Here is a 15,385-nt window from a genome sequence, read left to right on the forward strand (position 1 = left end):
AGCCCCGCGGCTCCGTAACCTCGCGTGACGAACCATCCAGAGCGACCGAGAGACCTGGCTCGACGACGTCGCAGCAACCCCCTGCCGTGGGCAGGTGAGGGTGCTACTGCCGGGACCGATGGAGGAGAAGATGATGAGCGAAGGCCTGGTGGGGGCGTGGGAACGCCTCCATGTCGATCTGTGCCGGCACTGCGGCGCCAGGTGTCGCAGCGGTCGAGATTCGCGCTGAAACCCCGTTCCTTCCAAGGACGGCATCCCACAACTTCCCGCTCGGCGGCATCCGCACGGTGATGCCGCCGGAGCCCCGTCCAGATCACGGAGCCCGTCGTTGTCCATCTCGTCCTCCTCCGCGTCCCGGTTCGTCGTCACGGCCGCTGCCACCGCCGTACTGGGAGCAGCGCTGACCGCGTGCGGCACCGGCGCCGCGGCGAACTCGGAGCCCACCGGCGACCCGCAGCCCGGCGGCACCCTGCGCTACGGACTGTCGCAGGCGCCGACCTGCGCGGATCCGGCACAGGCCGGCACCAACCAGACCATCTACGTCGTCCGGCAGGTCGTCGACTCGCTCACGGACCAGGACCCCGCGACCGGCGAGATCGTGCCCTGGCTCGCCGAGAGCTGGGAGTCGAACGAGGACGGCACGCAGTTCACCTTCCGTCTGAAGGACGACGTCACGTTCAGCGACGGCACCCCGCTCACCGCGGAGTCCGTGAAGAAGAACTTCGACGCGATCGTGAACACGCTCGGGGGTGTGAAGGCACCGTCGGCCGTCGGTTACCTCGCCGGGTACACCGGCACGACGGTCGTCGACGACCGCACGGCCCAGGTGAACTTCTCGGCTCCCAACGCTCCCTTCCTGCAGGCGACCGCGACTGTGCAGCTCGGATTGCTCTCCGATGCCGACACCGCCGAGAGTGCCGAGGAGCGCTGCGCCGGCGACCTGTCGGGCACCGGTCCGTTCGTTTACGAGGACTACCAGCAGGACAAGTCGGCCACCCTCGTCAAGCGTACGGGCTACTCGTGGGGATCGGAGGTATTCGGGCACGACGGTGAGGCCTACCTCGACCGGATCGAGTTCACGATCGTCCCCGAATCGGGTGTCCGCACCGGATCGCTCGCCTCGGGGCAGCTCGACGTCATCTCGGATGCACTGCCGCAGGACGCCCCGCAGATCGACGGGGCCGGCGGCCGCATCCTCACCACTCCGAATCCGGGCATCCCGTTCGGATTCCAGCCCAACCTCAGCCGCGGTGTCCTCGCCGACCCGGCAGTCCGCAGCGCGATCGTCCCGGCGATCAACCGGCAGGAGCTCGTCGACACGGTGCTCGGACCGGACTTCCGCCCGGCGACCAGCACCCTCGCGTCCGCGACCCCCGGTTACGTCGAACTCACCGATGTCACCTACGACCCGCAGAAGGCCGAGCAGATCCTCGACGAGGCCGGCTGGGTGCCCGGACTCGACGGGATCCGCGTCAAGGACGGGCAACGTCTGAGCTTCCCGGTGCTGTTCAGCTCGGTCTTCGCCGGTAACCAGGCCATTCTCGAACTGGTGCAGCAGCAGCTGCGTGCGGTCGGAATCGACCTGCAGCTCGACCTCGTCTCCACCCCGGAGAACACCGCACGCCAGAATGCCGGCGACTTCGAGGCGTCCTACTACAACAGCACCCGCGCCGACGGCGACATCCTGCGCACCGCCTTCGGGCTGGAAGGCCGCAATCTGAACCAGCGCGGTCCCGTCCCCGAGCTGGACGAGGTGCTGAACCGTCAGCTGTCAACGACCGATCCTGCCGCACGTGCCGAGCTCATCGAGCAGGCACAGCAGCTCGTCCTCGACAACGGGCTGTGGATCCCGACGGTCGAACTGTCGCAGGCGATCGGCGCCGGACCGAACGTTGCCGACCTGAAGTTCGAGGCATCGGCGCGACTGCAGTTCTTCGATACCTGGCTGAGCGAGTAGATCATGCTGCGCTATCTCGGTTTCCGTGTGCTCCAAGCCGTGGGGGTGCTGTGGGCGGCCTTCACGGTGTCGTTCGCGGTCCTGTTCCTGCTGCCCTCCGACCCGGTCTCCATCGCCGCCGGCGCCGACGCCGGAACACCGGTCGACGCCGCCGCGATCGAACAACTCCAGGCGCGGTACGGACTCGATCAGCCGGTCGCGGTGCAGTACTGGAACGCGCTGAGCAACGCGGTCCGAGGTGACTTCGGTATGTCGATCTCCACCGGACAGCAGGTGGCCGACGCCATCGCCACCGCCCTGCCGAGCACCCTCGTCCTGGCGGGCACTGCCCTGGTATTCGCTCTGGTGTCCGGCACGGCGGTCGCCTTCCTTGCGACCTACACCCGGACCAAGTGGCTTCGCAGCCTGCTGTTCTCATTGCCGCCGCTGGGCGTGGCGGTGCCGACCTTCTGGGTGGGCCTGATCCTGTTGCAGCTCTTCTCGTTCCGGCTGCGACTGTTCCCGGCCTTCGGTGATCAGGGCATCGAACACGTGATCTTGCCCGCGATCACTCTGGCCCTGCCCACCGGTGCGGTGATCGCCCAGGTCCTCGCGACCAGCCTGCAGACGACCTGGCGGCAGCCGTTCATCGAGGCGGCACGCGCGAAAGGCGCCTCCCGCCTGCGGATCCAGACACGGCACGCCCTGAAGCTGTCGAGCATCCCCGCCTTCACGATCGCCGGCGTCATCGTCGGCAACCTGCTCGCGGGATCCGTGGTGGTCGAGACCGTCTTCTCCCGGGCCGGTATCGGACGCCTGACCCAGATGTCGGTGATGGCGCAGGACATTCCGGTGGTGCTGGGCATCGTCGTGTTCTCCGCCACCGTCTTCGTGCTCGTCAACCTCGCCGTCGACCTGCTCTACCCCTTCATCGACCCGCGGATCACCCACGGCATCGACCGCGGCGGTACGGCTACGGCGACGGAGGACGACCCGACCCACGACGACACTCTCCTGGAGGTCGAGGCACGTGTCTGACACACTCGTCCGCGAAGCGCTACCGGTGACGTCGTCACCGGAAGCACCTTCGCGCAGAAGAATCCGGATCTCGTCCGCCGCGACGGTGGTGCGCCGCCATGCCGTGCTGATCGTGTCGTCGATCGTGCTGCTCCTCGCGGGGGGTTTCGCCCTGTTCCCGTCGGTGTTCGCGTCGGGCGACCCCCTGCAGGGCGTGCCCGCCGAGAAGCTGCAGGGACCGAGCGCCACACATTGGTTCGGCACCGACAATCTCGGCCGCGACGTGTACACGCGCGTCGTGCACGGCGCCGGACTGTCGCTCACCGCGACGCTCGTCGCGGTGGGGATCGCTCTGGTGGTGGGCTCCCTCATCGGACTGCTGTCCGGCGCGGTCGGCGGTGCCCTCGACGCGGCACTCATGCGCCTGGTCGACGTCCTGCTGTCCATCCCCGCGCTGCTGCTGTCACTCGCCCTGGTCACCGCCCTCGGCTTCGGCACGATGAACGTGGCGATTGCCGTCGGCGTCAGCCTCGTCGCGAACTTCGCGCGTGTCATGCGCTCGGAAGTGCTGCGGGTCCGCAAGGCGCTCTACGTCGAAGCGGCCTTCGCGTGCGGCGTCCGGTGGCACACCGTGCTGCGCCGGCACGTGCTGCGCAACTCGTACGCGCCCGTCGCGGCTCTCGCCGCCGTCGAGTTCGGTATGGCCGTGCTGGCCGTGTCGTCGCTGAGCTTCCTCGGTTTCGGTGCCGTACCGCCGACACCCGAATGGGGGTCGCTGATCTCGGAAGGCCGCAACTATCTCGCCGCCGCCTGGTGGATGACGACCCTTCCGGGCCTGGTCATCGTCGCCGTTGTGCTCTCGGCCCACCGCATCGGGCACGCCGTCGAGGACAGGAGCGCACGATGACCCTGCTCGAGGTCCGCGACCTGCAGGTCGTATACGGATCACTCCGTGAACCCGTCGTGGCGGTGGACGGCGTCGACCTCACCGTCGCCCGCGGCGAGGTCGTCGCAGTGGTCGGCGAATCGGGATCGGGCAAGTCCACAACGGCGCACGCGATCATCGGGCTGCTCGCCGGAACCGGTCGCGTCACCGGCGGATCGGTGAGCTTCGACGGCACACGGCTGAACGACCTGTCGGAGCGTGCCTTCGAACGAATCCGCGGTGCTCGGATCGGCTTCGTCCCGCAGGACCCGACGACCTCGCTCAATCCCGTCATCCGCATCGGCGACCAGATCACCGAGGTGTTGCGTATCCACGGTCTCGCGGACCGGCGCACCGCGAAGATCGAGGCGCTGCGCATCCTGGAGGAGGCCGGACTCGACGATCCGGCGCTGCGCGCGAAGCAGTACCCGCAGGAATTGTCCGGCGGTCAGCGGCAACGCGTGCTCATCGGTATCGCCCTCGCGTGCCGTCCCGAACTCGTCATCGCGGACGAGCCGACCAGCGCGCTGGACGTGACCGTGCAGCGCCGCATCCTCGACCACCTCGACGCGCGGATCGCCGAGACCGGCACCGCGGTGCTGCTCATCACCCACGATCTGGGGGTCGCGGCGGATCGCGCCGACCGCATCGTCGTCATGCAGGGCGGGCGCGTGGTCGAAACCGGACCGGCGGCGCAGGTCCTCACCGACCCGCAACACGAGTACACGCGGTCGCTCATCGCGGCGGCGCCGAGCCTCGCGGAACCTGCCGTGCGACCCGCCCTGAAAGAGGACGCTCCGATCCTGTCGGTGTCGAAGGTGTCGAAGACTTTCCGCATCGACCGGAAGTCCTCACTGCACGCGGTGCGCGAGGTGTCGTTCGACGTTCCTCGCGGCGGAACCCTGTCGCTGGTAGGGGAGTCGGGCTCCGGCAAGTCCACGGTCTCGCGCATCGCGATCCGGCTCGAAACCCCCACAGCAGGAGCCGTGCGATTCGACGGCGACGACATCACCACGCTGAGCGGCCGGGCGCTACGGGCGCTGCGCCGCAGGGTGCAGATCGTGCACCAGAACCCGTACGCCTCGCTCGACCCGAAAATGAGGATCCGCGACATCGTCGCCGAGCCGCTCGAGGCGTTCGATATCGGCACCAGAGCCGAACGCGCCGAGCACGTCGCCCGCCTCCTCGATCAGGTGGCGCTGTCGACGGCACATCTGGACCGCAAACCCGCCGAACTGTCGGGTGGGCAACGGCAACGCGTGGCCGTCGCGCGGGCTATCGCCTTGAACCCCGAACTGCTCGTCCTCGACGAACCCGTCTCGGCGCTCGACGTGTCCGTCCAGGCCCAGATCCTCGACCTGCTCACTTCGCTGCAGACCGAACTCGGGCTCAGCTACCTGTTCATCTCGCACGACCTCGCGGTCGTCCGGCAGATCAGCGACACCGTCGCTGTGATGCGCGCCGGCCGGGTCGTCGAATACGGCTCCACCACAGAAATTTTCGACAACCCCCAACACGAGTACACGCAGACGTTGCTCGAGGCCATCCCCGGGAAGGTCCACCATGTCCGATAGTTCAGAATTGTTGCTGGCCGTCGACTTCGCCGGCACCGGCATCCACCCCTCGTCCTGGCGGCGCGACGATTCACGCGCCGAAGAACTGTTCACCGCCCGGTACTGGACCGACCTCGTCGGTGCCGCTGATCGTGCCGGCGTCGACTTCGCGTTCTTGCCCGACACCTTCGGCGTCGTCTCGGACTCGACCACCGTGCGCGGCCGCCTCGAAGCCGTCGGCCTCGCGGCACGCCTGACCACCGCCACCGCACGTATCGGCCTGATCCCCACGGCCACCGTCACGCACACCGAACCGTTCCACGTGGCCAAGGCGATCCAGACGATCGACCACACCACCCTCGGTCGCGCCGGTTGGGAGGTCGCGGTGACACCCGGCGTCGTGAAGTCGTTCGGCCGCAAGGACGAGCAGGGCACCGCGTCGCTGTGGGCCGAGGCGCACGAGGCTGCCGAAGTCGCGGCACGACTATGGGACAGCTGGGAGGACGACGCCGAGATCCGTGACGTCGCCACCGGCCGCTTCCTCGACCGCGACAAGGTCCACTACATCGACTTCGTCGGCGAGTACTTCTCGGTCAAGGGATCGTCGATCGTGCCGCGGTCTCCGCAGGGGCAACCGCTGGTCGCGGTGACGGCGACCGGTGACGAATCCCTCGGATTCGCGTCGCAGCGTGCGGATCTCGTGCGGATCCGCGCCACCGACCTCTCAACCGCGTCCGAACTGGCCACCCGCATCCGCGCCGCCGCCGGCGACCGGCGCGTCTTCGTCCTGCTCGACGTCGACGTATTGCTCGGCGACGATGCCGCAGCGGATCTGGCCCAGCTCGAGGAATGGGCGGGCGAAACCTACCGATCCGACACACTCGTCCACGCCGGCACGTCCGCGAGCCTGATCGAACTCCTCGGAGAGGCAGGGGGTGTGGACGGTGTGACCCTGCGGCCGCTCGCCCTGCCGTCCACTCTCCGCCGGCTCGTCGAGAACGTCCTGCCCGTTGTCCGTCCCGAGGTCGCGCCCGTCACCGGAACGCTCCGGGACCGGCTCGGTCTGCCCCGCCCCGCCAATCGCTTCGCTGCTGCTCACTGAAGGAACGATCATCGTGTCTCGCAACACTGTTCGTAAGCAGATCCACCTCGCCGCACATTTCCCCGGTGTCAACAACACCACGGTGTGGGCCGACCCCGCGTCGAAGAGCCAGATCGACTTCTCGTCGTTCCTGCACCTCGCCCGCACCGCCGAGCGCGGGAAGTTCGACTTCTTCTTCCTCGCCGAAGGACTTCGACTCCGCGAGCACCGTGGACGTATCCACGACCTCGACGTCGTCGGCCGCCCCGACACCCTCACCGTGCTCGAGGCCCTCGCCGGGGCTACTACACATCTCGGCCTGGCCGGCACCATCAACACGACCTTCAACGAACCCTACGAACTGGCCAAGCAGTTCGCGACCCTCGACCATCTCTCGGACGGTCGCGCCGCGTGGAACCTCGTCACCTCGTCGGACGCCTTCACCGGTGAGAACTTCCGGCGCGGCGGTTTCCTCGAGCACTCACAGCGATACGTTCGCGCCGCCGAAGTGGTCGACGTGGTGCGCGAACTGTGGGACGGCTGGTCGGCCAGGGGCCCCGTGATCGACCGCGAAGCCGGTATCTTCGCTCCCGACGGCGACATCGCGTCGTTCGACATCCACACCACCCAGTTCGACATCGCGGGTCGTTTCGAGGTGCCGCGCAGCCCCCAGGGGCATCCGGTCCTCCTGCAGGCCGGCGACTCCGACGAGGGCCGCGAGTTCGGGGCCGCCAAGGCCGACGCCATCTTCAGCCGCCACGGCACCCTCGAGGAGGGGCGAGCGTTCTACACCGATGTCAAGAACCGCCTCACGAAGTACGGACGTAGCTGGGACGAGTTGAAGATCCTGCCCGCCGCGACCTTCGTTCTCGGCGATACCGAAGAAGAAGCCCACGAACGTGCTCGCCACATACGCCTGCAGCAGGTGGGGCCGCAGACGGCCATCGCCTTCCTCGAGCAGGTGTGGGGCAAGGACCTCTCGTCGTACGACCCGGACGGCCCGCTGCCGGACGTCGACCCCGAGGACAACGTCACCATCACGCGCGGACGCGTGCGCCACGCCAAGGATCCGCTGGCCGTCGCCCGGCAGTGGAAGGAGAAGGCGCACGCCGAGAATCTCAGCATCCGCGAACTCGTCATCGAGGTCACCGCGCGCCAGCAGTTCATCGGAACGCCGCAGCAGGTCGCAGACGAGATCGACCTCTATGTCCAGACCGACGCGAGCGACGGCTTCATCCTCGTCCCGCACCTCACACCCGGTGGCCTCGACGACTTCGTCGACACGGTCGTTCCGCTGCTGCAGGAACGCGGCAGCTTCCGTACCGAATACGACAGCACCATCCTGCGCGGCCACCTCGGCCTGCGCGACCCGCACGCCGTCACCGAAGGAGCCCGCGCGTCATGACCGCAACCCTCGATCAGTTCGTCGACGATTGGCGGCAGTGGCACGCCGAGCGCAACGACGGCCTGCGACAACCGCTCGGCTGGCTGAGCCTGACCGCACTGCACTGGCTCGACGAGACCCCCACCGCCTTCGACGAAGCACCGGGTCGGTGGCATGTCGAGGGGGAGTCGGTGATCCACGACCTCGACGGTTCGGTCAGCACCTACGGTCCCGTCGAGGGCGCGCCCGGTGTCGAAGCCGAATTCGATCGCGGATTCGTCGAGATCATCCGACGCACGGGACGATTCGGCATCCGCATCCACGACCGTACGGCACCGGCCCTTGCGTCGTTCACGGGTGTTCCCGCCTACGAACCCGACCCGTCCTGGGTGCTGACCGGCCGGTTCGAGGCATTCGACGAACAGCAGGTCGTGACCACGGGCGCGGTCGTCGCCGGGCTCGAGCACCACCACCCGGCGGCGGGTGTGGTCCGGTTCGAGTACGGCGACGCCGAACACGAACTCGTCGCCTTCGGGGACGCCGGGGGCCCGCTGCGCGTGCTGTTCACCGACGCGACGAGCGGCGTGACCACCTATCCGACGGCGCGAATCCTGCAGGTCGGTACGCCGGACATCGACGGCACGGTCACACTCGACTTCACGCGCGCCGCGAACCTGCCGGCTGCATTCACGGACGCCGCGACGTGCCCCGTCGCTCCGGTCGAGAACCGTCTGTCGTTCGCCGTCGAAGCCGGTGAACGCAATCCGCGTGTCCGGGAGTCGTTGTGAACGCCGTGAATCCGGTTCCGCTGTCCGTGCTGGATCTTTCGCCGGTCAGCGAGGGGTCCTCGGTCCCGGAAGCGCTGCGCAACACCATCGACCTGGCTCGCCACGTCGAGGCGTGGGGGTACAAGAGGTACTGGGTCGCCGAGCACCATTTCGTAGCCGTCGCCTCGTCCGCACCTGACATCCTCATCGGTGCGATCGCCGCCGCGACCCGCACCATCCGAGTCGGTGCCGCCGCGGTCCAGCTCGGGCACAACACCGCGATCGGCGTCGTCGAATCCTTCGGTACCCTCGACGCCCTGTACCCGGGACGTATCGATCTCGGTCTCGGCAGGTCGGGGCAGCGGCGGGCGGAGGCGCTGGCCGGTGCGGCCGCTCCCGAACCCGCTCCGCGGGCGACGGAGATCCGCGACGGGCTGATCATCCCGCCGCCCTTCTCGCCGGTGAAGCTGCTGTCGTCGTCGCGGCTCGCCGCGAGCTTCGGCGTCCTGCAACACCCCGGCGCCGAGTCGCCCGACTTCTCACAACAGGTCGAGGACATCCTCGCCTTCCTGAACGGCACCTACACGACGCCGGACGGAATCGACCTGCACGCCGGGCCGGGGGAGGGCGCCGACCTCGAGCTGTGGGTGTTCGGATCGAGCGCCGGACCGTCGGCGGAACTCGCGGGTCGTCTGGGCCTGCCGTTCGGTGCGAACTACCACGTCAGCCCGGGAACGACGGTCGAAGCGGTCGAGGCGTACCGGGCGGCGTTCCGTCCGTCACCGATCCTGTCGGAGCCGTACGTCGTGGTCTCGGCCGATGCGGTGGTCGCCGGCGACGACGTCACCGCGCGCGAGCTGGCATCGACCTACGGACACTGGACGCACAGCATCCGCGCGGGTCGCGGTGCGATCCCGTACCCGAACCCGAAGACCACCCCGCCGCTGACCGACGAGGAGCGTGCCCTCGTCGACGACCGCATCGTCACTCAGTTCGTGGGGTCGCCGAGCACGGTGGCGGAGCGCCTCGACACCCTCCGCCGGGTGACGGACGCCGACGAACTCGTCGTCACCTCGGTCACCCACGGCCATGAGGACCGCCTGCGTTCCTACGAACTCCTCGCCCGTGAGTGGGGTTTGGCGCGGGTCCGCGCCGCCTGATCGTCCGGCGAGGGGGAGGTTGTGTGCGTTCGTCTGGCCGGAGACGCACACAACCTCCCTCTCGGTCGTCAGGCAGGGGCTCCTGCGCGACGGAGAGCGCGCCGAACCCGCTCGACAAGGACGTCCGGTCGTCGATAGAGCAGGTCGGCGCCGACACGGATGACCGTCCAGCCCAACTCGGCCAGGATCGTGTAGCGATCGATGTCGCGGGTGCGTTGGTCGGCGTCGGCCCAGTGGTGGACGCCGTCGTACTCCACCAGCACCCGCCATTCCTTCCAGCCCATATCCGCTCGCGCCACGAAGGCGAGTCCGTCGAAGACCTCGATCTGGGTCTCGGGTCGCGGTAGCCCGGATCGGGCCAGTAGGAGCCGCGTATGGGTTTCCGGTGGCGACTCGGCGCCACCGTCGACGAGCTCGAGAACGCGGGGCATCGATGCGAGTCCTCGGGCTCCCTTGTTACGAGCCGCGACGGCTTCGATCTCGGCGACCTTCAGACCGGTGGCATTGCACAGGGCGTCGAGGACTTCGACCCGTCGGTCGTCGCGTCGGGCGAGGTCGAATCCTGTCCGTGCCGGTGTGGTGACCACAATCCCGTCGATCACGCACGAATCGAGGCCTGGCGCCTTCTGCACCACGATCCCGGGTACCGATCGGACGTGGTGGGATCGCGCGAGTTCGGCTGGGGCACAGGAGTCCAACCACCGCGTTCCGTGTACGGCTGCGGCGGACATCCCGACGAGCACGCCCCGCGAACCCGACCACAGCCACGCCGCTTTCGCGCGCAGGAGAGCGGTGGGACGTACGGCCGGGTCGATGTAGACGTCGCGGTGGAGGCGGACGAACCTGTGCCGCAACGCGTGTCTCGTCGTGAGTCCGGCAGCGACGGCCTGCGTGCCGACGAACGGCTGCTCGAAGTCGATCACGAGGTCAGGGTGCATTGCCTTGGGCAGGTGAACGCTCGCGATCGCCTGGTTATCCACAGGTCCGGACGCCGCGGAGGCCAAGCGAGGGGGAGGTTGTGCGCGCCGAACCCTCGAAAGTCGCACACAACCTCCCCTTCGATTGCATGGACGGTGGGCATACTCGGGGACATCGGAAAACGCGAACGGTCGGAGGAATCGGTGGCTCAGGGTCTGAAGTTGGGATACAAGGCGTCGGCGGAGCAGTTCGGTCCGCGTGAGTTGGTGGAGTTGGGTGTGTTGGCCGAGGCGCACGGGATGGATTCGGCGACGGTGTCGGATCATTTCCAGCCGTGGCGGCACAACGGGGGGCATGCGCCGTTCTCGTTGGCGTGGATGACCGCGGTCGGGGAACGCACCGAACGCTTGCAGCTGGGCACGAGCGTGCTGACCCCGACGTTCCGGTACAACCCGGCGGTGATCGCGCAGGCCTTCGCGACGATGGGGTGTCTGTATCCGGGGCGGATCTTCCTCGGGGTCGGCACCGGTGAGGCGCTCAACGAGATCGCCACCGGATATTCCGGGCAGTGGCCGGAGTTCAAGGAGCGTTTCGCCCGGCTGCGGGAGTCGGTGCGGCTGATGCGTGAGCTCTGGCAGGGCGATCGGGTGGATTTCGAGGGGGAGTTCTATTCGACGAAGGGCGCGTCGATCTACGACGTGCCCGAGGAGGGTATCCCGGTCTATATCGCCGCGGGGGGTCCGGTGGTGGCCCGTTATGCCGGGCGGGCCGGGGACGGGTTCATCTGCACCTCGGGCAAGGGCATGGAGCTCTATACCGACAAGCTGCTGCCGGCGGTGGCGGAGGGGGCGGGCAAGGCCGACCGGGATGTCGCCGGGATCGACAAGATGATCGAGATCAAGATCTCGTACGACACCGATCCGGAGCTGGCGTTGGAGAACACGCGGTTCTGGGCGCCGTTGTCGCTGTCGGCGGAGCAGAAGCACAGCATCGACGATCCGGTGGAGATGGAGGCGGCGGCCGATGCGTTGCCGATCGAGCAGGTCGCCAAGCGGTGGATCGTGGCGTCGGATCCGGACGAGGCGGTCGAGCAGGTCGCGGCGTATGTGGAGGCGGGGTTGAATCATCTGGTGTTCCATGCTCCGGGTCATGATCAGAAGCGGTTCCTGGAGTTGTTCGAACGGGACCTCGCTCCGCGCCTGCGCGCACTCGGTTGATATCCACGGAAGAAGGTGCCGCCTCTCCGCAGGGAGAAGCGGCACCTTCTTCCGTGTCATCAGCTTTCGGGGCATGTGGGTGGGTACAGCGGACGGAGCAAAGTTTGCCGTTAGGGTGGGATCCATGAGTGCTGCTGCAGAGTCCGTCTCGAGCATCTACATCGCAGCTCCGGAGGGGGACACGGGGAAATCGACCGTCGCTCTGGGCGTGCTGCAGACGCTGTGTGCGTCCACCGCCCGCGTCGGCGTCTTCCGGCCCATCGCGCGCTCCGACAGCGACACCGACTACATCCTCGAACTGCTGCTCGAACACACCACCGTCGATCTCGGTTACGAGGACTGCATCGGCGTCACCTACGACGACGTCCACGACGACCCCGACGCAGCGCTCAGCGACATCGTCGGCAAGTACCACGCGGTGGCAGACCGCTGCGACGCCGTCGTCATCGTCGGCAGCGACTACACCGAGATCGCCAATCCCAGCGAACTGTCGTACAACGCCCGCATCGCGGCGAACCTCGACGCTCCTGTGCTGCTCGTCCTGCGTGGCGCCCGGCGCACGCCTGCCGAGGTGGCCCAGCTCGCCGGGGTCTGCGCGAACGAACTCGCGGCGCAGCACGCGCATCTCGGTGCGGTCGTGGTGAACCGCTGCGATCCCGACGCTCTCGACGACATCGCGAAGGCGCTCGGCGACCGCACCGAACCGGTGTGGACGCTCCCGGAGGTCCCGGCGCTGGTCGCGCCGACGATGGCGGAACTGCAGACCGCGATCGGTGGGGAACTCTACAGCGGCGACCCCGACCTGCTGCAGCGTGAAGCACTGCGCATCATGGTCGGTGGCATGACCGCCGAGCGGATCCTCGAGAGACTCACCGACGGCATCGTCGTGATCGCACCCGCAGATCGCTCCGACGTCATCCTCGCACTCGTCAACGCCAATGCCGCCGAAGGATTTCCGACGCTGGCCGGCATCATCATGAACGGCGGTCTGCTGCCGCACCCGATGATCGCGCAGCTCGTCGCCGCTCTGAAGCCGTCGTTGCCGATCCTCACCACCGACCTCGGCACCTTCGACACCGCGTCGGCCGCCGACCGCACCCGCGGTCGCATGGCACTCGGTGCGCAACGCAAGATCGACACGGCGCTCGCGCTGATGGAACGGCACGTCGATTCCCACGCCCTGCTCGACCGGCTGCGACTGCCGCGCCCGTCCGTGACCACCCCGCAGATGTTCGAGTACCAGCTCATCGACCGGGCGCGGGCCCAGCAGCGCCACATCGTGCTGCCCGAGGGCGAGGACGACCGCGTCCTCCGGGCGGCGGGGCGCGTGCTCCAGCGCGGCATCGCGAAGCTGACGATCCTCGGCGACGAGGCGGCCGTCCGCCAGCGGGCGTCGGAACTGGGGGTCGACCTGTCGGAGGCGCAGATCCTCGACCCACGCACCTCCGAGCATGCCGACCGCTTCGCGGAGGAATACGCGCGGCTGCGTGCCCACAAGGGCATGACCGTCGATCGCGCACGCGAGATCATGCGCGACATCTCGTATTTCGGCACGATGATGGTGCATCTGGGTCTGGCCGACGGCATGGTGTCGGGTGCGGCGCACACCACCGCCCACACCATCCGTCCCGCACTCGAGATCATCAAGACCGAGCCCGGCGTCTCGACGGTGTCGAGCATCTTCCTGATGTGCCTCGCCGACCGCGTGCTCGCCTACGGCGACTGTGCCGTCGTACCCGACCCGACCGACGACCAGCTCGCCGACATCGCGATCTCGTCGGCCGCAACCGCGGCCCGGTTCGGGATCGATCCCCGGATCGCGATGTTGTCGTACTCCACCGGTGAATCGGGTTCGGGTGCCGACGTCGACAAGGTCCGCACCGCTACGACATTCGTGCGGGAGCGGCGATCCGACCTGCTCGTCGAGGGGCCGATCCAGTACGACGCGGCGATCGAACCGACGGTCGCGAGCGCGAAACTCCCCGACTCCGACGTCGCCGGCCGCGCCACGGTGTTCATCTTCCCGGACCTGAACACCGGCAACAACACCTACAAGGCCGTGCAGCGCAGTGCCGGTGCCATCGCCGTCGGACCCGTCCTGCAGGGTCTGAACAAACCGGTCAACGATCTCTCTCGAGGCGCCCTGATCCAGGACATCGTCAACACCATCGCCATCACCGCGATCCAGGCGCAGGAGGAAGACGCGTGAGCAGCCCGAACCCCGCTACCGCAGGGACCGTCCTGGTCCTCAATTCCGGATCGTCGTCGATCAAGTTCCGGTTGATCGAACCGGAGAGCGGGAACTCGTCGGCACACGGACTGATCGAGCGCATCGGAGAGTCGGAGGGCAGGATCGTCTTCCACCACACGACAGGTGTGGACGAACGCAACGATGCGATCCCCGATCACCGGACCGGACTGCGTGCGGTGCTCGAGATGCTCGAAGGGCTCGGCCGGCCCCTGCACGAGGTGGGCATCGTCGCGGTCGGCCATCGACTCGTGCACGGCGGCAAGGTCTTCTACGAACCCACACTCATCGACGACGACGTGGTGCGCGCCGTCGACGAATTGTCGGTCCTCGCGCCCCTCCACAATCCGGCGAACGTCGTCGGGATGGAGGTCGCCCGGGAGGAACTTCCCGAGGTGCCCCACGTGGGTGTCTTCGACACCGCCTTCTTCCACGGTCTTCCGGCACGCGCCTCGACCTACGCGATCGACCGTGACGTCGCCCGCAAGCACGACATCCGGCGGTACGGATTCCACGGCACGTCGCACGAATACGTGTCGGGGCGTGCCGCGGAGTTCCTCGGACGCGACATCGCGGACCTGAATCTGATCGTGCTCCACCTCGGCAACGGTGCGTCGGCGTCGGCGATCGCGGGCGGGAGTCCGATCGACACCTCGATGGGGCTGACCCCGCTCGAAGGTCTCGTCATGGGTACGCGCAGCGGTGACATCGACCCGGGTGTCGTCATGCACCTCAACCGGGCGGCCGGACTGAAGGTCGACGCCATCGACGACCTGCTCAACCGGCACTCGGGCCTGAAGGGGCTGTCGGGTGTCAACGACTTCCGGGCCCTGTTGAAGCTCGTCGGCGAAGGCGACGAGGACGCGCGACTCGCGTACGACGTCTACGTCCACCGCATCCGGAAGTACCTGGGCGCCTACACCTTCGAACTGGGGGGTGTCGACGCGATCGTCTTCACCGGCGGCGTGGGTGAGAACAACGTCGATGTCCGGCGCGACAGTCTCGCCGGTCTCGATCGCCTCGGCATCGTCGTCGACGACGTCCGCAACACTGCCGACGAGAACGGGGAACGCCGGATCTCGGCGGACTCGTCGCACGTGGAGGTGCTCGTGATTCCCACGAACGAAGAACTCGCCATCGCCCGAGCCGCAGTGCAATTCGCTCGACGCTGATCCTGGG

At 67.9% G+C, this 15,385-nt stretch carries 12 protein-coding genes and 1 riboswitch; of the genes, 11 read left to right on the forward strand and 1 reads right to left on the reverse strand.

Features of this window, described 5'->3' with window-relative positions:
• Nucleotides 1-29: 29 nt before the first annotated feature.
• Nucleotides 30-125: riboswitch (SAM riboswitch) on the forward strand.
• A gap of 203 nt (nt 126-328) precedes the next feature.
• From GON09_RS22935 to GON09_RS22970, 8 genes are all read left to right on the forward strand, one after another.
• Complete coding sequence (locus tag GON09_RS22935; RefSeq protein WP_213933899.1) at nt 329-1,957, forward strand: ABC transporter substrate-binding protein; 1,629 nt, start codon at nt 329-331, stop codon at nt 1,955-1,957.
• A 3-nt stretch (nt 1,958-1,960) separates the two neighbouring features.
• Entirely contained in the window at nt 1,961-2,974 is a 1,014-nt protein-coding gene (locus tag GON09_RS22940) for an ABC transporter permease (RefSeq protein WP_213933900.1), read from the forward strand.
• Nucleotides 2,975-3,035: 61 nt separating this feature from the next.
• Complete coding sequence (locus GON09_RS22945) at nt 3,036-3,860, forward strand: ABC transporter permease (protein ID WP_374195405.1); 825 nt, start codon at nt 3,036-3,038, stop codon at nt 3,858-3,860.
• Nucleotides 3,857-5,452: a dipeptide ABC transporter ATP-binding protein gene (locus GON09_RS22950; RefSeq protein ID WP_213933902.1), complete on the forward strand. Its 1,596-nt coding sequence runs from the start codon at nt 3,857-3,859 to the stop codon at nt 5,450-5,452. The genes GON09_RS22945 and GON09_RS22950 overlap by 4 nt, the downstream gene beginning before the upstream one ends.
• Complete coding sequence (locus GON09_RS22955; protein WP_213933903.1) at nt 5,442-6,533, forward strand: LLM class flavin-dependent oxidoreductase; 1,092 nt, start codon at nt 5,442-5,444, stop codon at nt 6,531-6,533. The genes GON09_RS22950 and GON09_RS22955 overlap by 11 nt, the downstream gene beginning before the upstream one ends.
• Nucleotides 6,534-6,546: 13 nt before the next feature.
• A complete protein-coding gene (locus GON09_RS22960; RefSeq protein ID WP_213933904.1) occupies nt 6,547-7,917 on the forward strand; it encodes an NtaA/DmoA family FMN-dependent monooxygenase in 1,371 nt (456 codons plus the stop codon).
• On the forward strand, nt 7,914-8,684 hold the full coding sequence (locus tag GON09_RS22965) for a DUF1684 domain-containing protein (RefSeq protein ID WP_213933906.1): 771 nt from the start codon (nt 7,914-7,916) through the stop codon (nt 8,682-8,684). The genes GON09_RS22960 and GON09_RS22965 overlap by 4 nt, the downstream gene beginning before the upstream one ends.
• Complete coding sequence (locus tag GON09_RS22970) at nt 8,681-9,823, forward strand: LLM class flavin-dependent oxidoreductase (RefSeq protein ID WP_213933908.1); 1,143 nt, start codon at nt 8,681-8,683, stop codon at nt 9,821-9,823. The genes GON09_RS22965 and GON09_RS22970 overlap by 4 nt, the downstream gene beginning before the upstream one ends.
• Before the next feature lie 68 nt (nt 9,824-9,891).
• Here the strand turns inward: GON09_RS22970 and GON09_RS22975 are convergent, their stop codons facing one another.
• On the reverse strand, nt 9,892-10,746 hold the full coding sequence (locus tag GON09_RS22975; protein WP_213933909.1) for an endonuclease domain-containing protein: 855 nt from the start codon (nt 10,744-10,746) through the stop codon (nt 9,892-9,894).
• A 198-nt stretch (nt 10,747-10,944) separates the two neighbouring features.
• Here GON09_RS22975 and fgd point away from each other — a divergent pair, with 198 nt between their 5' ends.
• From fgd to GON09_RS22990, 3 genes are all read left to right on the forward strand, one after another.
• On the forward strand, nt 10,945-11,958 hold the full coding sequence (gene fgd / locus GON09_RS22980; RefSeq protein ID WP_213933910.1) for a glucose-6-phosphate dehydrogenase (coenzyme-F420): 1,014 nt from the start codon (nt 10,945-10,947) through the stop codon (nt 11,956-11,958).
• Nucleotides 11,959-12,082: 124 nt separating this feature from the next.
• Nucleotides 12,083-14,167, forward strand: a complete 2,085-nt coding sequence (pta, locus tag GON09_RS22985; protein ID WP_213933911.1) for a phosphate acetyltransferase — start codon at nt 12,083-12,085, stop codon at nt 14,165-14,167.
• Entirely contained in the window at nt 14,164-15,378 is a 1,215-nt protein-coding gene (locus GON09_RS22990; protein WP_213933912.1) for an acetate/propionate family kinase, read from the forward strand. The genes pta and GON09_RS22990 overlap by 4 nt, the downstream gene beginning before the upstream one ends.
• Nucleotides 15,379-15,385: the final 7 nt, after the last annotated feature.

The organism is Rhodococcus sp. B50 (assembly GCF_013602415.1).
Taxonomy (GTDB): domain Bacteria; phylum Actinomycetota; class Actinomycetes; order Mycobacteriales; family Mycobacteriaceae; genus Rhodococcus.